At 68.7% G+C, this 22,540-nt stretch carries 24 protein-coding genes; 7 read left to right on the top strand and 17 right to left on the bottom strand.

Features of this window, described 5'->3' with window-relative positions:
* Window positions 1-141: 141 nt before the first annotated feature.
* The 4 genes from pspA to pgsA all read right to left on the bottom strand — a co-directional run bounded on the left by pspA (window position 142) and on the right by pgsA (window position 2,824).
* The gene (gene pspA, locus ACWDXS_RS23620) at window positions 142-960 is read right to left on the bottom strand and encodes a phage shock protein PspA (protein WP_101466599.1); all 819 of its coding nucleotides are present in this window, start codon (window positions 958-960) and stop codon (window positions 142-144) included.
* A 196-nt stretch (window positions 961-1,156) separates the two neighbouring features.
* Window positions 1,157-1,609 (bottom strand): helix-turn-helix domain-containing protein, encoded by a 453-nt coding sequence (locus ACWDXS_RS23615; RefSeq protein WP_378626573.1) that lies wholly within the window; start codon window positions 1,607-1,609, stop codon window positions 1,157-1,159.
* A gap of 91 nt (window positions 1,610-1,700) precedes the next feature.
* Window positions 1,701-2,192 carry a CinA family protein gene (locus ACWDXS_RS23610; RefSeq protein ID WP_378992388.1) on the bottom strand — a complete coding sequence of 164 codons (492 nt, stop codon included), beginning with the start codon at window positions 2,190-2,192 and terminating at the stop codon, window positions 1,701-1,703.
* Entirely contained in the window at window positions 2,189-2,824 is a 636-nt protein-coding gene (gene pgsA / locus ACWDXS_RS23605) for a CDP-diacylglycerol--glycerol-3-phosphate 3-phosphatidyltransferase (protein ID WP_378992386.1), read from the bottom strand. Before pgsA ends, ACWDXS_RS23610 begins: the two co-directional genes overlap by 4 nt.
* A gap of 255 nt (window positions 2,825-3,079) precedes the next feature.
* Here pgsA and ACWDXS_RS23600 point away from each other — a divergent pair, with 255 nt between their 5' ends.
* A complete protein-coding gene (locus ACWDXS_RS23600; RefSeq protein ID WP_379313902.1) occupies window positions 3,080-3,646 on the top strand; it encodes an amino-acid N-acetyltransferase in 567 nt (188 codons plus the stop codon).
* Window positions 3,647-3,674: 28 nt separating this feature from the next.
* Complete coding sequence (locus ACWDXS_RS23595; protein WP_378992382.1) at window positions 3,675-3,959, top strand: YciI family protein; 285 nt, start codon at window positions 3,675-3,677, stop codon at window positions 3,957-3,959.
* A 64-nt stretch (window positions 3,960-4,023) separates the two neighbouring features.
* Here ACWDXS_RS23595 and ACWDXS_RS23590 read toward each other — a convergent pair whose 3' ends face one another.
* The gene (locus ACWDXS_RS23590; protein WP_378992379.1) at window positions 4,024-5,004 is read right to left on the bottom strand and encodes a TerC family protein; all 981 of its coding nucleotides are present in this window, start codon (window positions 5,002-5,004) and stop codon (window positions 4,024-4,026) included.
* Window positions 5,005-5,430: 426 nt separating this feature from the next.
* Entirely contained in the window at window positions 5,431-7,977 is a 2,547-nt protein-coding gene (locus tag ACWDXS_RS23585; RefSeq protein ID WP_378992377.1) for a DNA translocase FtsK, read from the bottom strand.
* Window positions 7,978-8,274: 297 nt separating this feature from the next.
* On the opposite strand from ACWDXS_RS23585, the gene ACWDXS_RS23580 reads away from it, so the two are divergent.
* Both ACWDXS_RS23580 and ACWDXS_RS23575 read left to right on the top strand, forming a co-directional pair.
* On the top strand, window positions 8,275-8,658 hold the full coding sequence (locus ACWDXS_RS23580) for a DUF4189 domain-containing protein (RefSeq protein WP_378628262.1): 384 nt from the start codon (window positions 8,275-8,277) through the stop codon (window positions 8,656-8,658).
* A 34-nt stretch (window positions 8,659-8,692) separates the two neighbouring features.
* The gene (locus ACWDXS_RS23575; RefSeq protein ID WP_378992376.1) at window positions 8,693-9,247 is read left to right on the top strand and encodes a hypothetical protein; all 555 of its coding nucleotides are present in this window, start codon (window positions 8,693-8,695) and stop codon (window positions 9,245-9,247) included.
* A gap of 120 nt (window positions 9,248-9,367) precedes the next feature.
* Here ACWDXS_RS23575 and ACWDXS_RS23570 read toward each other — a convergent pair whose 3' ends face one another.
* Both ACWDXS_RS23570 and dapA read right to left on the bottom strand, forming a co-directional pair.
* A complete protein-coding gene (locus ACWDXS_RS23570; protein WP_378992375.1) occupies window positions 9,368-11,470 on the bottom strand; it encodes a ribonuclease J in 2,103 nt (700 codons plus the stop codon).
* Window positions 11,467-12,375 carry a 4-hydroxy-tetrahydrodipicolinate synthase gene (gene dapA / locus ACWDXS_RS23565; protein ID WP_378992374.1) on the bottom strand — a complete coding sequence of 303 codons (909 nt, stop codon included), beginning with the start codon at window positions 12,373-12,375 and terminating at the stop codon, window positions 11,467-11,469. Before dapA ends, ACWDXS_RS23570 begins: the two co-directional genes overlap by 4 nt.
* Window positions 12,376-12,489: 114 nt before the next feature.
* Here dapA and ACWDXS_RS23560 point away from each other — a divergent pair, with 114 nt between their 5' ends.
* Window positions 12,490-12,936 (top strand): hypothetical protein, encoded by a 447-nt coding sequence (locus tag ACWDXS_RS23560; RefSeq protein WP_378992372.1) that lies wholly within the window; start codon window positions 12,490-12,492, stop codon window positions 12,934-12,936.
* 13 nt (window positions 12,937-12,949) lie between these two features.
* Here the strand turns inward: ACWDXS_RS23560 and ACWDXS_RS23555 are convergent, their stop codons facing one another.
* The 8 genes from ACWDXS_RS23555 to ACWDXS_RS23520 form a co-directional block, all read right to left on the bottom strand.
* Window positions 12,950-14,149, bottom strand: coding sequence for a winged helix-turn-helix domain-containing protein (locus ACWDXS_RS23555; RefSeq protein ID WP_378992370.1), 1,200 nt, complete (start codon window positions 14,147-14,149; stop codon window positions 12,950-12,952).
* Between the two features lie 40 nt (window positions 14,150-14,189).
* Complete coding sequence (locus tag ACWDXS_RS23550) at window positions 14,190-15,215, bottom strand: hypothetical protein (protein WP_379313051.1); 1,026 nt, start codon at window positions 15,213-15,215, stop codon at window positions 14,190-14,192.
* A complete protein-coding gene (locus ACWDXS_RS23545; RefSeq protein ID WP_387442353.1) occupies window positions 15,215-16,429 on the bottom strand; it encodes a sensor histidine kinase in 1,215 nt (404 codons plus the stop codon). The genes ACWDXS_RS23550 and ACWDXS_RS23545 overlap by 1 nt, the downstream gene beginning before the upstream one ends.
* Complete coding sequence (locus ACWDXS_RS23540; RefSeq protein WP_378626553.1) at window positions 16,426-17,115, bottom strand: response regulator; 690 nt, start codon at window positions 17,113-17,115, stop codon at window positions 16,426-16,428. Before ACWDXS_RS23540 ends, ACWDXS_RS23545 begins: the two co-directional genes overlap by 4 nt.
* 110 nt (window positions 17,116-17,225) lie before the next feature.
* Window positions 17,226-17,678 (bottom strand): flavodoxin family protein, encoded by a 453-nt coding sequence (locus ACWDXS_RS23535; protein ID WP_378655351.1) that lies wholly within the window; start codon window positions 17,676-17,678, stop codon window positions 17,226-17,228.
* 7 nt (window positions 17,679-17,685) lie between these two features.
* Window positions 17,686-18,183, bottom strand: a complete 498-nt coding sequence (locus ACWDXS_RS23530) for a hypothetical protein (protein WP_449968678.1) — start codon at window positions 18,181-18,183, stop codon at window positions 17,686-17,688.
* Complete coding sequence (gene dapB, locus ACWDXS_RS23525) at window positions 18,180-18,926, bottom strand: 4-hydroxy-tetrahydrodipicolinate reductase (protein ID WP_449968676.1); 747 nt, start codon at window positions 18,924-18,926, stop codon at window positions 18,180-18,182. The genes ACWDXS_RS23530 and dapB overlap by 4 nt, the downstream gene beginning before the upstream one ends.
* Before the next feature lie 98 nt (window positions 18,927-19,024).
* Window positions 19,025-20,131, bottom strand: coding sequence for an alcohol dehydrogenase catalytic domain-containing protein (locus ACWDXS_RS23520; RefSeq protein WP_449968673.1), 1,107 nt, complete (start codon window positions 20,129-20,131; stop codon window positions 19,025-19,027).
* A 134-nt stretch (window positions 20,132-20,265) separates the two neighbouring features.
* Here ACWDXS_RS23520 and ACWDXS_RS23515 point away from each other — a divergent pair, with 134 nt between their 5' ends.
* The gene (locus tag ACWDXS_RS23515) at window positions 20,266-20,661 is read left to right on the top strand and encodes a VOC family protein (protein ID WP_364411883.1); all 396 of its coding nucleotides are present in this window, start codon (window positions 20,266-20,268) and stop codon (window positions 20,659-20,661) included.
* Window positions 20,662-20,701: 40 nt separating this feature from the next.
* Here ACWDXS_RS23515 and ACWDXS_RS23510 read toward each other — a convergent pair whose 3' ends face one another.
* On the bottom strand, window positions 20,702-21,895 hold the full coding sequence (locus tag ACWDXS_RS23510; RefSeq protein WP_378992407.1) for an MFS transporter: 1,194 nt from the start codon (window positions 21,893-21,895) through the stop codon (window positions 20,702-20,704).
* Between the two features lie 107 nt (window positions 21,896-22,002).
* Here ACWDXS_RS23510 and ACWDXS_RS23505 point away from each other — a divergent pair, with 107 nt between their 5' ends.
* Window positions 22,003-22,365, top strand: a complete 363-nt coding sequence (locus ACWDXS_RS23505) for an ArsR/SmtB family transcription factor (protein WP_378992362.1) — start codon at window positions 22,003-22,005, stop codon at window positions 22,363-22,365.
* The last annotated feature ends 175 nt before the right edge of the window (window positions 22,366-22,540 follow it).

The raw sequence follows: 22,540 nt of genomic DNA, 5'->3' as shown, positions 1-22,540 counted from the left end.
ACGCGACAGGTGGTGGCGTCCACGCGTAAGTTGTTGCCGCAGGATCAGGTGCCGTTGCGTAGGCGACGAAGGAGCAAGCAACGGTGCCTGATCGACGGGACACAAGGGGCCGCGAACTCGAGCGCGCCAGCGCTCCGAATTTTACAGCGCCTGGCCCTTGTCGATGTTCGGTGCCGGTGCGGCCTTGGGCTGCGCCGGGTTGATCGCCGCGTTGTTGTTGCCGGTGGGCAACGCGTCACCGCGCATGGAGGCGCGGATCTGCTCGAGCTTGCTGTGCCCGGCCATCTGGACGCTGGCCTGCTGCACCTCCATCATGCGACCCTGCACCGTGTTCTGCGCCAGCTCGGCCGAGCCGAGCGCGTTGGCGTAGCGGCGCTCGATCTTGTCGCGCACGGCGTCCAGGCTGGGCGTGGAGCCCGGCGCGGACAGGGTGGAATCCATCTGCTGCAGCGAGGCCGAGACCTGCTCCTGCATCTTGGCCTGCTCGAGCTGGCTGAGCAGCTTGGTGCGCTCGGCGACCTTCTGCTGCAACATCATCGCGTTCTGCTCGACCGCCTTCTTGGCCTGTGCGGCGGCCTGCAGGGACTGATCGTGCAGCACCTTGAGGTCTTCCACCGACTGCTCGGCGGTGACCAGCTGGGCGGCGAACGCCTCGGCGGCGTTGGTGTACTGGATCGCCTTCTCGGTGTCGCCCGCCGCCTGTGCCTGATCGGCCAGGGTGACGGCCTGACGGGCGTTGGCGTTGAGCTTCTCGACCTCGTCGAGCTGGCGGTTCAGCTTCATCTCCAGCTGACGCTGGTTACCGATCACCGACGCCGCCTGCTGCGACAGCGCCTGATGCTGACGCTGCGCCTCCTCGATAGCCTGCTGAATCTGGACCTTCGGATCCGCATGCTCTTCGATCTTGGAGTCGAAGAGGGCCATCATGTACTTCCAGGCCTTCACGAACGGATTAGCCATCGATTGATCCCGCCTCCATCTGTGCGTCGCTCGTGCGACTGGTGGTACGCGACCGTCACGCACCAGATACGTGCTTATCCTTCACCATGCGGCACCCGGACCGGCAGTGGCCGGACCGATCGACGCCTGATGAGAATCTATCCGTTCTCACCAGCGGTGTGCAGCGTCTCGCGCGCCGGGCGCAGGGTTCGCCGCGTCACATTCCCTTCACCAGTACCAGCATCTCGGCCCTCGGGGCCGGGATGACGATGCGGGTGTCTTCGGCGATGCCGATGCGCGCGCCCTGCTCGGCCGCCGCGCTCGCGGAGGCGGAAGCCTCGCCCGCGGCGGGTTCGGGCAGGGTGGCGGGCTCGGCTTCGGCGGGTTCGCGCTCCGCGGCGGGGCCGGTCAGCGCGGGTTCGCGCGGCGCGGAGCCGTCGGCGCCCGCCATCAGGGTGCTCACGTCCCAGAGCACGCGCGAGAGCGGCACGTCGAGTGCCTCGCAGATGCTGGCGAGCAGTTCACTGGAGGCTTCCTTGCGGCCGCGCTCCACTTCCGACAGATAGCCGAGGCTCACGCGCGCCGAGGTCGACACCTCGCGCAGCGTTCGATGCTGGGCGAGACGCGCACGCCGCAGACTGTCCCCGATTGCCTCCCGCAGCAGCGTCATCTCGTTCTCCTCCACCTCGTGTCACCGCCGTAGCGGTGCTCACCTCTTTCTGGCACAACGTCGAGCATGGACCGGTGGTTCCCGAACCGGGCTACTTCACACTGACACAGCGCAGCAACTCCCGCACCGCACTGTGCACCGCACCGAGTCTGATCGTCCACCGGTCACCGTGCAGTTTCAACCGGACCACTTCGCTGTGATGTGGACCGGCCAACCCGAGGTATACCGTGCCGACGGGATGCCCGTCCTGGGAATCGGGTCCGGCGACCCCGGTCAATCCCAGACCCCAGTCCGCGCCACACTGCTCCCGCGCCCCCACAGCGAGCTGTTCGGCGGTCGAGGCGGCGACCGGTCCGTCGGTACGGAGCAGCTCGTCGTCGACGCGGGCCAGGCTGTTCTTGAGGTCGGTGGCGTAGACGATCAAGCCGCCCCGCAGCACCGCGCTCGCGCCGGGAACTCCGGCCACCGTGGCCGCGAGCAGGCCCGCGGTGAGCGATTCGGCCGTGGCGACGGTCTGACCCGCCGCGTTCAGGGCCTCGACCAGTTCGGCGACCGGCGCACCGTCGATGAGCGGATCGCTCACGAGCGCGACCGTCCACCCGCCAGCCACACCCTGGCCGCCTGCCCCACATAGTCCAAACCGGTGACCACCGTCAGCGCCACGGCCAGGTACATCAGCCACATGCCCGCGGTGGCGAAGACCCCCGACAGCGGCAGCACCAGCAGCGCGATCGCCACCGACTGCACCAGCGTTTTGAGCTTGCCGCCGCGTCCGGCCGGGATCACCCCGCGCCGCACCACCACCAGCCGCAGCAGCGTGATGCCGATTTCACGGCCGCAGATGACCAGGGTGATCCACCACGGCAAGTCCCCGAGTACCGAGAGCCCGATCAGCGCGGCTCCGATCAGCGCCTTGTCCGCGATGGGGTCGGCGAGCTTGCCGAAATCGGTGACCAAACCGTATTTGCGGGCCAGTTGCCCGTCGAAGCGGTCGGTGATCGCGGCCAGGCCGAAGACCGCCGCGGCGATGACCCGCCAGCGGGTGTCGTGCCCGCCCTCGGCGAACAGCGCCAGCACGAACAGCGGCACCAGCACGATGCGCGCGATGGTCAGCACGTTGGCGATATTGAGCAGCGGAACCTGCGTCTCCGCCACCCCGTGCATCGGCGTCACCGCACTCGACCCACGATCGATCTCTTCGGGTCGCACGCTCATGCCCTGTCCTCGTGGCATGACCGGGCGCCTCGCGTGGCCACGCGAGCTACCGCCTCCAGACGCTGACCGTTCATGCGCTGCCCTCTCGGCACTCACCGGCACTGCGCCGAAATCCAACGGTTTCGCGAGCTGTTTGCTCGCACGATCGGTGCCGCGCGATCCGGTCGTCGAGCCCGGCGCGATGCGAGGAGCGGAACGACAGGATGTGCGGCACATGTTCAGACTATCGGTAACCCGGCCGACTACTGTGCACCCATGACCTCACGGGGACCCTTGAGCGGTTCGACCAGCGACGCGCATACTGCCGCGCCCACTGTGGCGCCTGTTTCCGGCGTGGTCGTCCGACGAGCGCGAACCTCCGATGTCCCCGAGATCAAGCGCCTGGTCGACGAGTACGCCGGGCGCATCCTGCTGGAGAAGAACCTGGTCACACTGTACGAATCGGTGCAGGAGTTCTGGGTCGCCGAGCTCGACGGGCAGGTCGTGGGCTGCGGCGCGTTGCACGTGCTGTGGGCCGATCTGGGCGAAGTGCGCACTGTCGCAGTGGATCCCGTCGTCAAGGGCCGCGGCGTCGGCGGGGCGGTGGTCGAGCACCTGGTCACCGTCGCCCGCGAACTGCAGTTGCAGCGTGTGTTCGTGCTCACTTTCGAGGTGGACTTCTTCGGCAGGCACGGGTTCGTCGAGATCGACGGCACGCCCGTCACCGCCGAGGTGTACGCGGAGATGTGCCGCTCCTACGACACCGGTGTCGCCGAATTCCTCGACCTCAGCTTCGTCAAGCCGAACACCCTCGGTAATACCCGCATGCTGCTGACCCTGTAGAGAATCCCTCGCGAGAAAGTGATCGACTGTGCCGATCTTCGCTGTCCACTACACCTACTCCGATGCGACGGCGGCCGACCGCGCGACCAACCGACCCGAGCATCGCGGCTGGCTGAACGCGCTCGTCGACGCGGGCACGGTGCTCAGTAGCGGGCCCTACCCCGACGGTTCGGGCGCTCTGCTGCTGTTCCGCGCCGAGGACGCGCCCTCGCTGACCGAACTGCTGGGCAACGACCCGTTCGCGAAGCTGGACCTGATCGACGCCGTCCGCGTGGTCGAGTGGTTGCCGGTGATGGGCGCCTTCGCCGAGTAGCGCGGCCCGGAGACAGAGCTGCCCGGAACCCTCGGGGTTCCGGGCAGCGTCGTCCGCGGTGGTGTCAGGCCTTGTTGGTGTTACGGGTGCGCAGCAGGCTCGCCACCGTCGCGATGACCAGAATGCCGATGATCACGCTCAGCGAGAACGCTGTGGAGATCTCCGGGACGCTCACGTGCTCACCGCCGTTGATGAACGACAGCGTGTTCTCGTGCAGCGCGTGCAGCACCAGCTTCACGCCGATGAACGCCAGGATCGCGGCCAGGCCGTAGGACAGGTACACCAGGCGGTCGAGCAGGCCGCCGATGAGGAAGTACAGCTGGCGCAGGCCCATCAACGCGAAGGCGTTGGCGGTGAACACCAGATACGGCTCCTCGGTGAGACCGTAGATCGCCGGAATCGAGTCCAGCGCGAACAGCAGGTCGGCGAAACCGATCGCCAGCAGCGCGAGCAGCAGCGGCGTCACCACGCGTTTGCCGTTGATCCGGGTGACGAGCTTGTCGCCGTCGTACTCGTCGGTGGTGGGCAGGACCCGTTTGGCCAGCGAGACGATGTAGCTGTCGCGCTTCTTCTCGTGTTCGACCTCGTGCCCGCTCTCGCGCAGCAGGTTGATCGCGGTGTAGATCAGGAACGCGCCGAACAGGTAGAACACCCAACTGTACGCGCTGATCGCGGCCGCGCCGACCGCGATGAACACACCGCGCATCGCCAGCGCCAGCACGATGCCGATCAGCAGCACCTTCTGCTGGTAGATCCGCGGCACGGCGAAGGTGCTCATGATGATGAGGAAGATGAACAGGTTGTCGACCGAGAGCGCTTTCTCGGTGACGAAGCCCGCGTAGTACTCCCCCGAGAACGTGCCGCCCCATTTCCAGGCGACGAACAGGCCGAACAGCAGCGCCAAGCTGATGTAGACAGCCGACCAGATGCCCGATTCCTTGAAGGTGGGCTCGTGCGGGGTGCGCACGTGGGCGAAGAAGTCGAAGACGAACAGGCCGAGGATCACCAGTCCGGTGATCACCCACTCGAGCGTGGTCACCTGCATGTGGTGGTCCGATCGATGAAGTTCATGTCGCCCATCATGCCCGAATTGTCCGTTTCAGTCGGCTTTGCGGAACGATTGCCCGTCATGATTTCACACACATCGGCGGCCGACGCACCCGCCGCGCACACGGAAAAGCGCTTTCGCCCGGTTCGTGAGCGCTGCTACCGTCACCGCATACCCCGACCACAGCCCCGAGAGGAGCGAGCCGTGTACGAATCCACCGCGCAGAACCAGCGCCCCACCGCGATGCACCGGCTCAGCCCCGGTGCCGTGAAGTCGGGTACCCGCCTCGCGCGCGCCCGCTTCATCGCCTGACAGGCGATTTTCGCCCGACCCCGGGCCATGTCCCGACCATGAGCCGTGCCAGGTCCCTCCTCGTTCGTCGCCGCCTGCTTCCGGCACGGTCAGAGCAAACCGGGAACGGCGTCACTCGTCCTCGGACGCACCGGGATCGCCGCCACGGATCGACCACAGCAACCCGTCCAATTCGTCGGGCTTGATGAGCACGTCACGCGCCTTGGAACCCTCACTGGGCCCGACCACGCCACGCGTCTCCATCAGGTCCATCAACCGGCCCGCCTTGGCGAAGCCGACACGCAGCTTGCGCTGCAGCATCGAGGTCGACCCGAACTGTGAGGTGACCACCAGCTCCACCGCTTGCAGCAGCACGTCCATGTCGTCGCCGATATCGGGGTCGACGTCCTTGACCTCGCCGGCCTTGGCCGCGGTGACACCCTCCTGATATTCGGGTTCGGCCTGGGTCTTGCTGAACTCGACGACGGCCTGGATCTCCTCGTCGGAGATGAACGCGCCCTGCAACCGGGTCGGCTTGCCCTGACCCATCGGCAGGAACAGACCGTCGCCCATGCCGATCAATTTCTCCGCGCCCGGCTGGTCCAGGATGACGCGCGAGTCGGTGAGCGAGGAGGTGGCGAACGCCAGCCGCGAGGGCACATTGGTCTTGATCAGACCGGTCACCACGTCCACCGAGGGCCGCTGGGTGGCCAGCACCAGGTGGATACCGGCGGCACGCGCCTTCTGGGTGATCCGCACGATCGCGTCCTCGACATCGCGCGGTGCGGTCATCATCAGGTCGGCCAGCTCGTCGACGATGGCCAGGATGTACGGGTAGGGCCGGTAGACGCGTTCGCTGCCCAGCGGCGCGGTGATCTTGCCCGATCGCACGTTCTTGTTGAAGTCGTCGATGTGGCGGACCTTGTTGGCCTGCATGTCCTGGTAGCGCTGCTCCATCTCCTCGACCAGCCAGGCCAGCGCGGCGGCGGCCTTCTTCGGCTGGGTGATGATGGGCGTGATCAGGTGTGGAATGCCCTCGTACGGCGTGAGCTCCACCATCTTCGGGTCGATCAGGATCATCCTGACCTCCTCGGGGGTGGCCCGGTGCAGCAGCGAGATCAGCATCGAGTTCACGAAACTCGACTTACCCGAACCGGTGGAACCGGCCACCAGCAGGTGCGGCATCTTGGCCAGGTTCGCCGAGACGAACTCGCCCTCGATGTTCTTGCCGAGACCGATCACCAGCGGATGGTGGTCGTTGCGGGTGTGCGGCGACTTCAGGACGTCGGCCAGGCGCACCAATTCGCGGTCGGCATTGGGCACTTCGATGCCCACGGCCGACTTACCGGGGATGGGCGCGAGCAGGCGCACGTTCTCGGTGGCGACGGCGTAGGCGAGGTTGCGGGCCAGCGCGGTGATCTTCTCGACCTTGACGCCGGGACCGAGCTCCACCTCGTAGCGAGTGACGGTGGGGCCGCGCACGAACCCGGTGACGGCGGCGTCGATCTTGAACTGCACCAGGACTTCGGTGATCGCCTCGATCATCGATTCGTTGGCCGCGGAACGCTTCTTGGGCGGGTCGCCGTCGAGCAGCAGTGTCAGCGGGGGCAGCGTGTAGTCGCCGTCGACGACCCGATCGGTGACGAACTCCGGTTCCGGTGGCGGCGGCGGGGTCTGGTCGACCGGCTTGACCACCGGCCGCTTGCGCGCCGGTTTCGGTGCGGGCGCGGGCGGTTCCTCGATCGGCTTGGCATCGCGCAGCGGCGGTTCGCCCAGTGATTCGGTGACCGCGTCGGAGCCGCCGAACTCGTCGGGCGGGTAGTTGTCGTCGGGGTTGCGGCCACGGCGACGGGTTCGGTTGCGGTGCACCGGGAATCCGTCGGCGTCGTAGTTGGCCGGGTCGTAGGGGTCGCCGTCGTCGGCGTATTCGCCGAGGCCGAAGTATTCGCTCAGCTTGGCAGGCACCTCGCGCACCGTGGTACCGGTGAGCAGCAAGACGCCGAACATCATGGCCAGCAACAGGATCGGCAGCGCGAGCCACGGTGTGAGCCCCTGGCCGAGCGGTCCGCCGATCGCATAGCCGAGCGCGCCGGCCGCGGTGGCGCGGCCGTCCGCGCCGGTGGGGGAACCAGCTGCCAGGTGCCAGACCCCCAGGGCGGGAAGCACGACGAGTAGCCCACCGAGGACCAGCCGTGGCCGGATCTCCGGATGTGGTTCGGTGCGCATCAGCACCACCGCGAGCGCGACCAGCAGAATCGGCGCCAGCGCGGCCGCGGAACCGGCGATCGCCCGGACGATGTCTTCGAGGAAACGGCCGACCGGTCCGCCCGCCGACAGCCACATCGCGGCGGCGATGATCGCGCTCAACGCGATGAGCGCCAGGCCGATGCCGTCGCGCCGGTGCCCGTGGTCCAGGTCGCCTGCCCGGCTCAACGTGCGGGTGGTGGCGCCGACGCCGCGCGCCAGCATGGTCCAACCGCTCCCGATCCCGCGGCTGATAACCGCCAGCGGTGCGGTGTTGGAGGCGCGTTTGACCGGCCTGCGTACGGGCGTGGTGCGCCCACGCGGAGCCGCCGTCGCTCGCGGGGTCGCCGAACGAGACCGCGCCGCCGGCGTCTGCCCCCTGGTCGATCCCGCCCGCGCACGAGAGGTCGTGGTGCTGCGGGACTTACCTGCCATGACCATCAGGCTAGCCGCTCGAACACCTCCGAGACCATCCGCAACACTGGTCCCACCGTGCTCGCCACGGTGATCCAGGGTGGATGCGCAGGTCGCAGCGCCCCGGTCAGCGCGGGGAAATCTCGCCGGGAACCGCGTTTCGCGGGCCCGAACTTACGGAATCCTTGTCGATCGCCACTGATTCGGGCGTGAGCGGGCTCGCGCGTCTAGCGCGGGCGCCGTAACCCTCGGTACGTTGACTGCGCTCTATCGGGTCGTCGACCCGTGCAGATGAAGGGGACGCTACAAGTGAAGAGAATGCTCACCAGCGCGGCCGTGCTGGGTGCCACCGCAGCCGCAGTGTTCGCGGGGCACATCGCACCGGCCCAGGCGCAGTCGGGCAACTACGGCGCCATCGCGGTGTCGGTCAAACCGGGGGTTTACGGATACGCCACCGACTACGGCAGCTACGCCGATGCCGAGGCCGGTGCCATGTCGGCCTGCCTGCGTGGCGGCGGTGGTGGCGGGTGCGACGTGAAGGTGTCCTACCGCAACGGGTGTGGAGCCATCGCGATCTCGCGCGGGTGGTGGAGCTACGGCTCCGCGTCGACGATCGGCGGCGCGAAACGCGAAGCGCTGAACAACAATCCGGGCAACGCCTACATCAAGCACTGGAACTGCACCAGCGGCTACCAGCTCTAGCCCGACCGTTTCGACCATGATCATGGGAGTTGTAGTGAACAACCGTCCAGTGAAATCCGCTGCCGTTCTCGTCGCGATCGTCGCGGCGCTCGGCCTCAGCGCGTGCAGTTCCGGCACCGACTCGACCAGCACGAGCGCGGGAACCACCACCAGCAAGGGCGGCGCCTTCGAAACGGGCGACGCCAAGTCGGGCAAGGAAGAGGGCGGTGAGCCCGCGGCCACCACGGTGCCCAACCTGCCCAAGCCGACCGCCGCCGAGCTGAACGCCCGGTTGAACAAGGCCCTCGCGGGCCAGCTCACCGGCGAGGAGAAGAAGACCTACATCGAGGACGCCGACCAGGATCCGATGCTGGTCGACAAGTTCGTCGAGGCGGCGAAGCAGAACAACGTCAAGGTCGCCATCACCACCGTCGGTGACCCCGCCGACGGCAAGCTCAAGGCGAACGCCGATGTCACCATCGACGGCGCCCCGGTCAAGGACGCCTTCGTCGACTTCGTCGCCGAGGACGATTCCTGGAAGGTGTCGCACGTGTTCGCGTGCAACATCGTGAAGTCGGCGCAGCTCGACTCCGCGGCCTGCCAGGCCTGAGTCACGGTCCGAATATCGGTCCGAAATATCGGGTCCGAATATCAAGAAAACCGCTGGGCGACATAGTCGCCCAGCGGTTTTCAGTTGATCTGTTGATCTGTTGATCTCTCGATCAGACGATCAGACGGCGACGACCGTCGGCACGATCATCGGGCGGCGACGGTAGACGTCGGCGACCCAGCGGCCGACTACCCGGCGCACGCCCTGGGCGATGCGGTGGGTGTCGGTGATGCCCTCACCGGCCAGGCGCAGCAGCTCCGCCTCGACCAGTTCGTTCGCGCCGTCGAGCGCGGTTCGGTCGTCGGAGAAGCCGCGCCCGTTGAGCTCGGGCGTGCTCACCGCCTTGCCGGTGGTCGAGTCGATGACGATGGTGATCGAGATGAACCCACCCTCGCCCAGGACCAGGCGGTCCGACAGGGTCGACTCGCCGACGTCGCCGACCGAGAGGCCGTCGACGTAGACGTGTCCGACCGGCACACGGCCGACGATGGAGGCGATGCCGTCGACCAGGTCGACCACCACGCCGTCCTCGGCCAGCATGACCCGCTCCTCGGGCACACCGGTCGCCACCGCCAGTGCGGCGTTGGCGCGCAGGTGCCGCCATTCGCCGTGCACGGGCATGGCGTTGGTCGGGCGCACCGCGTTGTACAGGTACAGCAGCTCACCGGCGGAAGCGTGCCCGGAGACGTGCACCTTCGCGTTCTGCTGGGTGATCACGGTCGCGCCGAGCCTGGCCAGGCCGTTGACCACCGCGAACACCGAGTTCTCGTTGCCGGGGATCAGCGAGGACGCCAGCACCACCAGGTCGTCGGCGCGGATGTTGATCTGGCGGTGCTCGCCGCGCGCCATCCGTGACAGCGCCGAGAGCGGCTCGCCCTGGGAGCCGGTGGAGATCAGCACCAGGCGGTTGCCGGGCAGGTTCGCGGCCTGATCGAGAGTGACCACGACGTTGTCGGGCACGGTGAGGTAGCCGAGGTCCTGCGCGATCTCCATGTTGCGGACCATCGAGCGGCCGACGAAGCAGACCTTGCGGTTGTACTTCTGCGCGACGTCGACGACCTGCTGGATGCGGTGCACGTGGCTGGCGAACGACGCCACGATGACGCGGTTGGTGGCCTTGCCGATGACGTTGTCGAGCACGCCACCGATCTCGCGCTCGGGGGTGACGAAACCGGGAACCTCGGCGTTGGTGGAGTCGACCAGGAACAGGTCGACACCTTCGTCGCCGAGGCGGGAGAAACCGGCCAGGTCGGTGAGGCGGCCGTCGAGGGGCAGCTGGTCGAGCTTGATGTCGCCGGTGTGCAGGACCACGCCGGCACCGGTGCGGATGGCCACGGCCAGCGCGTCGGGAATCGAGTGGTTGACCGCGAAGTACTCGAGCTCGAACGGGCCGTGCACCGTGGTCTCGCCCTCGGCGACCTCGCGCAGCTTGGGCTGCAACCGGTGCTCGCGCGCCTTGGCCGCGACCAGCGCGAGGGTGAACTTGGCGCCGATCACCGGGATGTCCTGGCGCAGGCGCAGCAGGAACGGCACGGCACCGATGTGGTCCTCGTGGCCGTGGGTGAGCACGATGGCCTCGACGTCGGCCATCCGGTTTTCGATGGGCCCGAAGTCCGGCAGGATCAGGTCGACACCGGGCTGCTGGTCCTCGGGGAACAGCACACCGCAGTCGACGATCAGCAGCTTGCCGCCGTATTCGAACACGGTCATGTTGCGGCCGATTTCGCCGATGCCGCCCAGGGCGAACAGGCGCAAGCCGTTCTTCACCAGCTTCGGCGGCGGGCCCAGCTTGTCGTGGGCCGCCTTCTCGCGCGGCTCGGCGACCGGCGCGGAACCTCGACCGCGTCCCCCGCCCTGCCTGCCACGGCCACCACCGCGGGACTGCTCGGCGGCGGGCTTGCTCTTGGCCTCGGCCTGCTTGCCCTTGACTTCGGTAGCCGGTTTGGTCCTCGCGCGCCGCGGCGCGGTCTTCTTCGCGGTCACTTGCTCTTCGGCGACGCTGAGCAGGTCGGTGCCCACTTCGGCGCTACCGGCCAGGTTCGCTTCCGCGGTGACCTCGGCGATCGGTTCGGCGATCGCCGGTTCCTTCGCCGCGGGGGCTTCCTCGGGCGCGACCACCTTCTTCACCGCGGCCTGCGCGGTCTCCACCGGCGTCGGCTCCGGCGCACCGGCGGCACGCGATGCCGAACGGCGGCGGGGCTTACGGGCTACGGGTTCGGTCATGCCGACACCCCCGCGGCCTGCAGGTCCAGCGCCAGCTCCTCGAGCTGTGCCTGCGTCGGCATCAGCTGGGGCAACCGGGGCTCACCTACGTCGATGCCGAGCAATCGGAGTCCTCCCTTACACATCGCCACACCTCCCAGGCGGGTCATGGCCGCGTACAGCGGCAGTAGTGTCGCGTTGATCTCTCGCGCCCTGGCCACGTCACCGATGGTGTAGGCGTGGTGGATCTCGCGCAGTCGCTCCGGCACGAGGTGTCCGATGACGCTGATGAACCCGACCGCACCGACCGAGAGCCAGGGGAGATTCAGTCCGTCGTCACCGGAGTAGAAATCCAGATCGGTGGTCGCGATGAGATCGGCTCCGGAGACGAGATCGCCCTTGGCATCCTTCACCGCGACGATGTTGGGATGCTCGGCAAGGCGCCGGATCGTGTCGATGGCGATAGGCACCACCGACCTCGGTGGAATGTCGTAGAGCGTGATCGGCAGCGCGGTGGCGTCGGCGACCGCGGTGAAATGCGCGATCAGGCCCTCCTGTGTGGGCCGCGAGTAATACGGGGTCACCACGAGCAGACCGTGTGCGCCCGCGTTCTCCGCGGCACGCGCCAGTTCGATCGAGTGCGCGGTGTCGTAGGTACCCGCGCCCGCGACCACGGTGGCCCGGTCGCCGACGCCGTCGACGACCGCCCGCAGCAGATCATGCTTCTCGGTTTCGGTCGTGGTCGGCGATTCGCCGGTGGTACCCGAGATGATCAGCAGGTCGACCCCACGGTCGACCAGGTGTGCCGCCAGTGCGACACCGGCATCGACGTCGAGCTTGCCCGCAGCGCTGAAGGGGGTCACCATCGCGACACCTACCGTGCCGGACGCGCGCAGCTCCGTTGGCGTCGATTCACCGTTCGTCATGGTCAGAAAGGCTACCCGGTCGCCGGATGCGCCTCGACACCCTAGCGCCCGAAGCGGCTGCCGGTGGGTGTTTTTCACCTTGCGTGATGTCATATGTGACGTCACAATGATGTCATGGATCTGAATGCTCATACCGCGCGGTTGCGCGAGGAACTGATCGCCGCCGCCGCGCTCGGCGACGAGAAAACGCAGGCCACCGCCGCCGCCCTCGCCGCCGCGGTGGAGAGTTCGAGCCGCCTGGTGCTGCTGTCGGCGCTGTCGGAACTGGCCGCCGAGATCAGTACCGAACTCGGTGACCGCACCGTGCACGTCCGCCTGGAAGGCACGCAGGCGAAGGCCGACGTGCGCAAGAACACGCCGCCGGGCGCGGAAGAACCCCAGACTTTCGAGGAAATGACCGGCGACATCAGCCGGGTGACCCTGCGATTGGTCGAACAGCTCAAGTCCCGCGCGGAGGAAGCGGCCCAGCAGAACGGGCAGTCGCTCAACTCCTGGCTCTCCGGCGCAGTCAGTGGCGCGTTGAAGGATCAGATGCGCGGTTACGGCGGCAAGGGCTGGTAGACCGCGTCCGAGTTCACAGCAGCGGGGCCAGGTCGCCGCGTTCGCCGATAACGACTTCGTCGAGTTCGAGCCAGTCGGCCATTTCCCGCAGTGCCCCGCGCAAAGCCTGGGCGGTCTCGGCGGTCGCGTAGCCGGGTTCGGCGAACGCGCCGGGGGCGAGCAGTCGGCCGGTGGCGCGTTCGGCGCGCAGATCCACCCGGCCGACGAGCTTGCCGTCGACGAGCAGCGGGAAGACGTAATAGCCGTGCACCCGTTTGGGTTCGGGGGTGTAGATCTCGATGCGGTAGTGGAAGTCGAAGATCCGCTGGGTACGTGGGCGGAAGAAGATCAGCGGATCGAACGGGCACAACAGCGCGGTCCCGGTGATCCGGCGCGGGGTGGCGGCCTCCGGGTGCAGGTAGGCGGGCGCGTCCCAGCCGTCGACGTCGACAGGCAGTAGTTCGCCCGCGTCGACCAGGTCGGCGATCGCCGGGGCGCTCTGGCGCCGGGCCAGGCGGTAGTAGTCGCGCAGGTCGGCCTCGGTGCCGATTCCGAGGGCTCGGCTGGACCGGCGGATCAGCTCGCGCACGGCATCGTCCTCGGCGATCTCCCGGTCGCGTACATCGGCCGGGACGACCCGTTCGGTGAGGTCGTAATGCCGGGTGAACCCGACCCGGCGGGCGGTGGACAGCTCACCGGCGGCGAAGAGCTGCTCGCAGATCATCTTCGTGTCGCTCAGGTTCCACCAGGTCCCCTTCGGCCGGGGCTTGTCCAGTTCCAGATGACGTTCGATCTCCCCGGCGCTCGCCGCGCCCACCTCGGTCACGACATCGAGAATGTCCTTGCCCAGCGTGGGATTTCGCTCGACGATCGTGCGCATCCCCGACCAGCGCCCGTGCCGGTATTCCCGCATCCGCCAGCGCATCAGCGGCCAGTCGGCGACCGGGATCAGCGCCGCCTCGTGCGCCCAGTACTCCACCAGCCCCCGTCGCGCCTTCGCGCTGTCGCTCCAGGCGGCGCCGTCGAGCAGGCCGCGATCGTAGGGGCCGATCCGGCTGAACACCGGCGCGTAGTGCGCGCGGACCACAGCCGAGACCGAATCTATTTGCAGCAGACGGGTTCTGGCGACCACATCGAGCACGGCCCGACGCTTCGGGTTGGTGGGCCTTCGCTTGCCGAAGCCCTGCGCGGCCAGCGCCGTTCGACGGGCCTGCGCCGCATTCATCCGCTGCATTCGCTCAGCCTGACACAGGGGTCCGACAGGTTGTCGGCGCTCAGGTGGAGACCCGGACCTCACCCGCGGTGTCGATCTCGGTCCGCCGATCCCCGCCCGGCGCGGCGGCCAGCACGGTCGCCACCCAGCGTCTGCCGACCGGCAGCACGCGCACGGTCACCGAGCCCGCTCCCGCCATGTCGAGTTCGTCGACCGCGGCCTCGATCACGTGGTGGCGCACCCATTCCGGGACCCCGAGAAAGCCGCCGTCGTCGAGCAGGGTGACCTCGACGCCGCGCGATCGCGCCCCCCGAGCGGCGGCGCTGAGCCGATCGGTGACCAGCTGCGGCGCCCGGAGACCGTCGCGCAGTTCGGCTTCGAGCAGCCTGCACTGTTCGCGTTCGGTGTCGGTGAGCTCGATCCCGGCGGCGATGCGGGCGAGCAGGGGCCCGGCCACCCGGTCGAGTGCTCCCAGCTGACGATCACGCTCGGCAGTGGCCGCGGCCAGCGCGGCCTCGGTCGCCGCGCGTCGATTGGCCTCGCTGCGCAGTTCCCGCAGCGAACGCTGGGTGGGCCGCACGATCGACATGAACACCGTCACCGCGCCGACGGTGGCGACCGGCGTCAGCGCGCGCACCACGGTTTCGGGGTGCCAACTGGTGAACACCCCCATCGTCACCAGCACCGTCGCGGCGGCCGCCACGCCGAGCCAGGCCGACACGATCCGCCCGCGCAGCACCAGCATCGCCAGCAGATACGACGTCGGATAGGCGGTCCACAGCTGGTGGGCGAACCCCGACGAGCTCTCGAGCCACGGCACGGTGAGCGCCATCGCCGCAGGTCCGGCACACGCCACGTAGATCGTGGCGGGCCACGGCAGCGGGTCCACCGGGAACACCAGCACCACCAGCGCGGCCACGGCCATCAGCACCAGCGCGGCGGCCGCGGCCGCCGGCGGGGCGATATCGAAATTCACCCGCAGGTACATCACGATGGTGGCTTCGAAGATCACCACGAACAGCCACGCCGTGCCGTCGCTGAGGCCGAAGAGATCGCGCATCGCGAACGGCAGATCCCGATCGACCATCAGCTACCCCACACCAGTGTCACCACGGTTCCCGCGCCCGGCGCCGATTCCACGAACGCCGCGCCACCGGCGAGCGCGCGCATCCGGCCCAGGATGCTGCCCGCGATCCCCATCCGATCGGCCGACACCCGCGCCGGGTCGAACCCGGCGCCGTCATCGGACAGCACCACCCGGATGCCGCCGGTCGCGATGGTGACCGACACACCGCGCCGCACCGTCCGACCGGGGACGTCGGCATGACGCACGCTGTTGCGCACCGCCTCCGAGAGCGCGGCCCCCAGCACCTGCGCGGCCTCGATCGGCAGGCACAGATCGGCCGCGCGCCGCGAGGACACCTGCACCGGGATCTCGGATTCCACCTCGCGCACCGCCTCGCGCAGGAATTCGATCGCCGCGGCGGCGTCGAGGTGGTCGATCTCGGGCGCGGTCCGCGACAGCTCGAGCTGTTCGAGGGTGCGCGCGGCCTGGTTGCGCAGCACCGGCGAGGACTGCTGCGCCCGCGAGGCCTCCAGCAGCGTCGACAGCACCGCGTCGTGGATGAGCGCCGCGAAACGCGCGCCCTCGCGTTCCCTGGCCGAGGTCGCCGCGACCGCCGCCGCCCGGCTGCGCTGCCGGACTGCTTCCCGGTCGACCCGTTCGGCGGCGGCACGCGCGTACACCACGCACCACAGGAACAGCGCGGCTACGCCGAGCGCCCTGGTGATGTCGCCGAACAACGCACCCATCGAACTGTCGGGCACCACAAGGGCATTCGACACACTGGTCGTCACCGCGAGCAGGGCTGCGAACGCGGCCGCACCACGTCGCGGCCACGCCAGACCCGCGGCCAGCACGCCGACAGCGAGCCCTCGATAAGGCCACGAGGCGAACGAACCGACGTGCACCACCGGATACACCAGCGGCGTCGCCACGGTGGCCGCGAGGTAACACACGGCAGCCGCGGCGGCGGTGCGCCGGATCGCCGCGGCGGTGCCGCGCGCCGACACGATCGCCAGCACACCGAACATCAGATACGCCGACACCAGATGCAGTTCCGGCCACACCGAATGATTGATCGGCTGCACCAGCACCGCGGGCAGTTCCAGCACCATCACGATCGTGGCGCCGGTCCCGATCACCAGCCCGAGCCTGCGCAGGATCTGTTCGGTCGCCGCGCGCGAGAAGTCGACGTCGCCGACCGGTGCGGGCGCCGTCGCGACCGCGAGATCGGTCACGTGCGCTGCTGCCTTTCCGGCACGGGCAGCCATCCGTCCTCGACGGCCCGTTTGTACAGATCGGTCTTGGTGGGCGCGGGTCGGCCCGCGTCGGCGTACTTCTGCCGGATGCGGCCCAGGTAGTCGTTGACGGTCTGTTCCGACAGACCGGTCAGCCGGGCCACCCGCGAGGCCTTCTCCCCCGAGGCATACAGCATCAGCACTTCCTCCTGACGCGGGCTGAGCCCGACGTCGGAGAGCTTCGGATCGCCGTCGATGGCGGCGGCCCAGTCGGTGGTCACCACCTGCTCCCCCGACGCGGCCCGGCGCACCGCCTCGACCACGGTCGCCACGCTCTCGGACTTGCGCAGCACCCCGAGCACGCCCGCTTTGGCGGCGGAGCGGACCAGGAAGGCGTTGTCGGCGCCGGTGAACACCAGCACCTCGATGTCGCGTTCGCGCAGCGCGGTGACATTGTCCTCGGGCGTCGAGCCGTCGGGCAGGCGCAGATCGAGGACGACGAGGTCGAGATCGGTGGTCTCGGCGAGCAGCCCGGCGACGGACTCCGCCACCGCCACCAGTTCCAGGTCGGGTTCGGGGCCGAGCATGGCCGCCAGTCCGATCGCCACGGACTCGTGGTCCTCCACCAGACCGACCCGCCGCACCGTGCGCGTCTGCGCCAACTCGCTCACCCGACCACTCCCCATCCTCGAACACCCACCGCGGCCAGCCCGCAACACGTCGGTCGAGTTCTACCGCATCCCGAGCCCGCGTGTCAGCCCACCAAAATTCGGGGCGGACCCGCTGTCCCGATCAGCTATTCCATCAGACCAGCGGCGATGGTCGCGCCGAGTTCCCAGCATTTCTCCAGATCGGCCTTGCTCGGCGGTCCCGAGACCACGACCGCCTCGGCGGCGCGCTGCCAGCCCAGCCCGGTGGTGATCCGCTCCACGCTGCTCTCGGCGCCTTCGGTGCCTTCGTTGCCGTGCAGGTAGAGGCCGTAGGGGCGCCCACCGGTCGAGTCGAGGCAGGGGTAGTAGATGGTGTCGAAGGCGTGTTTGAGCGCGCCGCTCATGTAGCCGAGATTGGCCGGGGTGCCGAGCAGGTAGCCGTCGGCGTCGAGCACATCGACGGCGGTCACCGCCAGCGCGGCCCGGCGCACCACCTCGACCCCCTCGATCTCGGGGTCGCTCGCCCCGGCGAGGACCGCTTCGAACATCGCCTGGGTGTGCGGCGACGGGGTGTGATGGATGATCAGCAACCGGGCCATGGGCTCGCTACTCTCCTGGGTCGCGTTCCAGTTTTTCCAGCGCCACCGCGCGGCGCATGGTGTCGCGGGCGCGGCCCCGGTCGCCGGCGTAGTCGTAGGCGCGGGCCAGCCGGTAGGAGGAGCGCCAGTTGTCCGGGTCGGCTTCCCATTCGGTCTTGATCTGCGCGAACAGGGCGTCGGCCGCGTCGCGTTCGATCCGGCCGGAGGGTCGGCGCGGCAGTTGCGAGGTGTCGACCTCCAACCCTTCTTCGTGGATACGCCGGGCCAGCCGTTGATGCGCGAACGCCGCGCTCAAGGTCGCCCACAGGATCCAGAGACCGACGACGGGCAGCAGCAGCATGCCGATGCCGATCGCGATACCCGCGAACCCGCCGTCGGCGATGTAGGCGATGGCGAGCCCGCCGAGCCGAACGAAGTAGAACAGCAGCGCGACGACCAGGAACACCACGACCGCAACGGTTTTCAGGACCTGCCGATCGGGTCGCTGCGCGTCGGAGTCGCTCACAGATCCAGGAACGGGTCGAGCCCGACGGTCAGACCCGGCCGTCCGGCGATCTCGCGCACCCCGAGCAGCACGCCCGGCGCGAACGAGGACCGGTCGATGGAGTCGTGGCGAATGGTCAGGGTCTCGCCCTGGGTGCCGAACAGCACCTCCTGGTGGGCCACGAGCCCGGCCAGACGCACCGAATGCACTCGCACACCGTCGACATCGGCGCCGCGGGCACCCTCGAGTTCGGTAGTGGTGGCGTCGGGGCTGATCCCGACCCCGGCTTCGGCGCGGGCCGCGGCGATCACCGCGGCGGTGCGGTAGGCGGTGCCCGAGGGGGCGTCGGCCTTGTTCGGGTGGTGCAGCTCGATGACCTCGACCGAGTCGAAGAACCGCGCCGCCTGCTCGGCGAATCGCATCGACAGCACGGCGCCGATGGCGAAGTTCGGCGCGATCAGCACGCCCACCTCGGGCCGCTGCGCCAGCTGCCCGCGTACCTCGGCGAGGCGGGCCTCGTCGAAGCCGGTGGTGCCGACGACGACGTGGATGCCGTTCTCGATCAGGAACTTCAGGTTGCCCATCACCACATCGGGGTGGGTGAAATCGACGACCACCTGGGTGCTCGCCTCGGTGAACGTCTCGAGCGCGTCACCCTTGTCGACCTGCGCCACCAGCTCCAGATCGGGCGCCGCCTCCACCGCCGCGCAGATCGCCTGCCCGACCTTGCCGCGTGCTCCGAGCACTCCGACCCGAATGGTCACCGCATCTCCTCGTCCTCGACTCAGCTTGCTCGTCGAAGCCTATCGAGCAGCCCGTGGGGCCGCGGCGCCGACCTCACACCATCGGGCCTGCCGAGCCGTCAGTCGAAGACGATCACCTGTCGTAGCGCCGCGCCCGCCGCGAGATCGTCCATCGCCTGGTTCACCTGGTCGAGTCCGATGCGGGCCGAGACGAGCCGTTCCAGCGGCAGCTTGCCCTCGCGCCACCGCCGCACGTATTCGGGGATGTCACGGTCGGGAACAGCGGAGCCGAGGTAGCTGCCGATGATGGTGCGGCCCTGCGCCACCAGCGCCAGTGGCGAGATGGTGGCCGTGGCGGTCGGGGCGGGCAGGCCGACCGTCACGGTGACGCCACCGGGTGCTGTTGCGGTGACGGCGGTTTCGAACGCGCGGACGTTGCCCGCCGCTTCGATCACCACGTCGGCCTGCACGCCCTGCTCGGCGACCTCGCCCGGCGTGCAGGCCGCGGTCGCACCGAATTCGCGGGCGAGCGCCAGCTTTTCGGGAACCGTGTCGACGGCGATCACCTCACCGAGCCCGAGCGACACCGCGACGAGCACCGCCGCCATCCCGACACCACCGAGCCCGACCACCATGATCCGGTCGCCCGCACCGGGTTTCGCGGCGTTGAGCAGTGCGCCGCCGCCGGTGAGCACCGCGCAGCCGAGCACCGCCGCCACCTCGGGCGGCACGTCGTCGTCGACCGGGACGACCGAGCGCCGGTCCACCACCGCGTGCGTGGCGAAGCCGGAGACGCCGAGATGGTGCTGCACCACCTCGCCGTCGCGGGTGAGCCGTCGGCCGCCGCCGAGCAGTTCGCCCGCGTTGTTGGCCACACTGCCCGGCCCGCACGGCGTGCGTCCGTTGCTCGCACAGCCCGCGCAGTCGCCGCAGCGCGGCAGGAACGTCATCACGACCCGCTGTCCAGGGGCCACATCGGTGACACCGGCGCCCACCGATTCGACGATGCCCGCGGCTTCGTGGCCGAGCAGCATGGGCACCGGGCGCACCCGATTGCCGTCCACCACAGACAGATCCGAATGGCACAGGCCGGCCGCTTCGATGCGCACCAGCAATTCGCCCTGCCCCGGTTCGGCCAATTCCAGGTCACACACGGTGATGGGCTGCGAATCGGCGAACGGCGCCGGGTCGGCGATCCGTTCCAGAACGGCTCCACGAATCTTCATGGTCGCGACGCTACCGCGAGTGCCCTTTACAGGTTCCGGGATCTGTCGCTAACCTCGATCTCGGTGATGGTGCTCCTGTCGGCCGCCTCGTACCGTGCCCAGGGTCGGCGCCATCACGAACAAGGAGAAATCCCCTGTCAGTGCAGTTCAATCACACCATTGTCGGATGCCGCGATAATCGGGAGACCGCCGAGTTCTGGGCGGACATCCTCGGGTTGGACGTAGGAAAAGAGTGGGGGCCGTTCATTCCGATCGCCCTCGATCACGGTGCGGCCTTCGATTTCGCCAAGGTCCCGCCCTTCGTTTCCGAGATCCAGCCGCAGCACTACGCGTTCCTGGTCAGCGAGGCCGAGTTCGACGCGGCCTACGCCAAGATCCAGCGCTACAAGCTGGACCATTGGGCCGACCCCCAGCAACACGGGGTCAACGAGATCAATCACAACGATGGTGGTCGCGGTGTCTATTTCCTCGACCCCAACGGCCACTTCCTGGAACTGATCACCGTTCCGTACGGCGGTTGGCCCGAGTAGTCGTTCAGGCCGGTCCCTGCTGGGACCGGCCTGTTTGCGATTACCCGAGTTTCGCGGCCGCGCGGGTCCCGCGCAGACCCAGCAGCGCGGCGCCGACACACGCCACCGAGACGCCCACGATGAACCAGGGGAATACCGTCGTGAGTCCCCAGGTCGTCGCGGCCCAGCCCGCCGCCAGGGTCGGCAAGGCCATCGCCGAATAGGCCAGCAGGTAGAACGCCGACATGGTCTCGCCACGGCGATGCGGCGGAACGACCTCGGACAGGTGCCGCAGTGACCCACCGAAACCGAGACCGAAGGTGCCGCCGAGCACCAGACCGGCGAGGACCACTACCGCGGGCTCTTTCGTGGCCAGCGCCGGAATAGTGGCGAGTAGTGCGGCCGCCATGCCGAGGTCCCCGATCATCGCGGCGCGACGGGCCGGCACCCGGGTGGCCAGCAACTGCGCCAACGCGCCCGCCAGCGCGGTGCTCGCGACGACGACACCACCGAACACCAGATTGTGCACGCCGGTTTCGGCCGCGGCCAGCGACGGATACAGCGACAGCAGGACACCCAGCACCGACCAGGCGGCCATCACGCCGATCGCCGAGAACCAGAAGTCGGACCTGATCTCGTGCGGGACGGACGGTTTCGCGATGGTGATGCGTGCCTTCACCCGGGTGGTGTGCGGTTCACGAAGGGCGAGAATGCCGGCCCCCGCGGCCACACAGATGACGGTGATCACCACATACGGCGTGCGCAACGGCGACGGCGCGTACTGCGCGAGCACCGCGGTGCCGAGCACCGCGATCGCGATGCCGACGTTGAACGCGACGCCGCTGAGCTGCCCGGAGCGAGCACCACGCTCGGGCCGCAGATCCAGCAGCGCCGCCGCGCCCGCGACGACGGTGGCGCCGACGGCCGCCCCGTGTAATGCCCTGGCCAGCAACAACATCGGCACCGAATCGGCGAGCAGGAAGACGCCCAGCCCGAGGATCATGGTGGCGAAGGCGCCGATCATCACCGGCTTGCGGCCGACCACATCGGAGATCCGGCCGGAGACCAGCACCGCGCCGAGCGCCGCGAAGGCATAGACGGCGAAGACCAGGGTCGTGGTCAGCGGGGACAGATGCCACTCGGTCTCGTAGATCCCGTAGAGCGGAGCGGGCGCCCCGGAAACCCCGAGCGCCACCGCGCTCGCGGCCAGGACGAGCCCGTACGCCCAGCGCTGCCCGGCCTCGACCGGCGCCATCGTTGTCGCTGCCACAGCAGCCCCCATCAGCAGAGTTTGATAACCATCGAACGATGATCAGGCTACGCCGAGTATGATGACTATCAAACCCCCGAGTGAGGTAACTCATGACACAGGCTAAAGATCTCACCCCGGCGCCGACCATACCCGTCGCCGCGCTCCCCACCGTCCTCGGCGCCCTTCACGACCCCGTCCGCCTGGAGATGGTCCGTCGCCTGAGCAATGCCGCCGCCCCCGTCCGCTGCGCGGCGCTCTACGACGCGATCAACAAATCCACCGCGACCCACCACTTCAAGATCCTGCGCGAAGCGGGCCTGATCGAACGGCTCACCATCGACGGCCAGACCTTCCAGGAACTGCGCACCGACGCCGTAGAGCACGCGCTGCCCGGCCTGCTCCCCTCGATCGTCGACGCCGCCAACCGCGTGGATGCGGATGCCACACACCGCGACGAGCAGTCCTTGCGCTGATCGCCCTACCGGCCCTGCGTGTTTCCAGCGTTCCGCGGCTGTCGCCACCGCGCCGCCCGGCAGTGACGGCGTACCGGCCAGAGCCCGACTCGGACAGATGGCCGCAGGCGACCGGGGTGCTTCCACCCGGGGTGGCGCGACACCGCTCACCACCGATCATCGGCACCACCGTTCA

The organism is Nocardia sp. NPDC003183 (assembly GCF_053590715.1).
This window is presented reverse-complemented; position numbering and strand designations above follow the sequence as displayed.

Coding starts and splice junctions, on each gene's coding strand:
- pspA (WP_101466599.1), bottom strand. CDS start 960: ATGGCTAATCCGTTCGTGAAGGCCTGGAAGTACATGATGGCCCTCTTC.
- ACWDXS_RS23600 (WP_379313902.1), top strand. CDS start 3,080: ATGACCTCACGGGGACCCTTGAGCGGTTCGACCAGCGACGCGCATACT.
- ACWDXS_RS23540 (WP_378626553.1), bottom strand. CDS start 17,115: ATGGGGAGTGGTCGGGTGAGCGAGTTGGCGCAGACGCGCACGGTGCGG.
- ACWDXS_RS23520 (WP_449968673.1), bottom strand. CDS start 20,131: ATGAAGATTCGTGGAGCCGTTCTGGAACGGATCGCCGACCCGGCGCCG.
- ACWDXS_RS23570 (WP_378992375.1), bottom strand. CDS start 11,470: ATGACCGAACCCGTAGCCCGTAAGCCCCGCCGCCGTTCGGCATCGCGT.
- ACWDXS_RS23585 (WP_378992377.1), bottom strand. CDS start 7,977: ATGGCAGGTAAGTCCCGCAGCACCACGACCTCTCGTGCGCGGGCGGGA.
- pgsA (WP_378992386.1), bottom strand. CDS start 2,824: ATGAGCGTGCGACCCGAAGAGATCGATCGTGGGTCGAGTGCGGTGACG.
- ACWDXS_RS23615 (WP_378626573.1), bottom strand. CDS start 1,609: ATGACGCTGCTGCGGGAGGCAATCGGGGACAGTCTGCGGCGTGCGCGT.
- dapA (WP_378992374.1), bottom strand. CDS start 12,375: ATGACGAACGGTGAATCGACGCCAACGGAGCTGCGCGCGTCCGGCACG.
- ACWDXS_RS23555 (WP_378992370.1), bottom strand. CDS start 14,149: ATGCAGCGGATGAATGCGGCGCAGGCCCGTCGAACGGCGCTGGCCGCG.
- ACWDXS_RS23535 (WP_378655351.1), bottom strand. CDS start 17,678: ATGGCCCGGTTGCTGATCATCCATCACACCCCGTCGCCGCACACCCAG.
- ACWDXS_RS23505 (WP_378992362.1), top strand. CDS start 22,003: ATGACACAGGCTAAAGATCTCACCCCGGCGCCGACCATACCCGTCGCC.
- ACWDXS_RS23560 (WP_378992372.1), top strand. CDS start 12,490: ATGGATCTGAATGCTCATACCGCGCGGTTGCGCGAGGAACTGATCGCC.
- ACWDXS_RS23510 (WP_378992407.1), bottom strand. CDS start 21,895: ATGGCGCCGGTCGAGGCCGGGCAGCGCTGGGCGTACGGGCTCGTCCTG.
- ACWDXS_RS23590 (WP_378992379.1), bottom strand. CDS start 5,004: ATGCAGGTGACCACGCTCGAGTGGGTGATCACCGGACTGGTGATCCTC.
- ACWDXS_RS23580 (WP_378628262.1), top strand. CDS start 8,275: ATGCTCACCAGCGCGGCCGTGCTGGGTGCCACCGCAGCCGCAGTGTTC.
- ACWDXS_RS23550 (WP_379313051.1), bottom strand. CDS start 15,215: ATGGTCGATCGGGATCTGCCGTTCGCGATGCGCGATCTCTTCGGCCTC.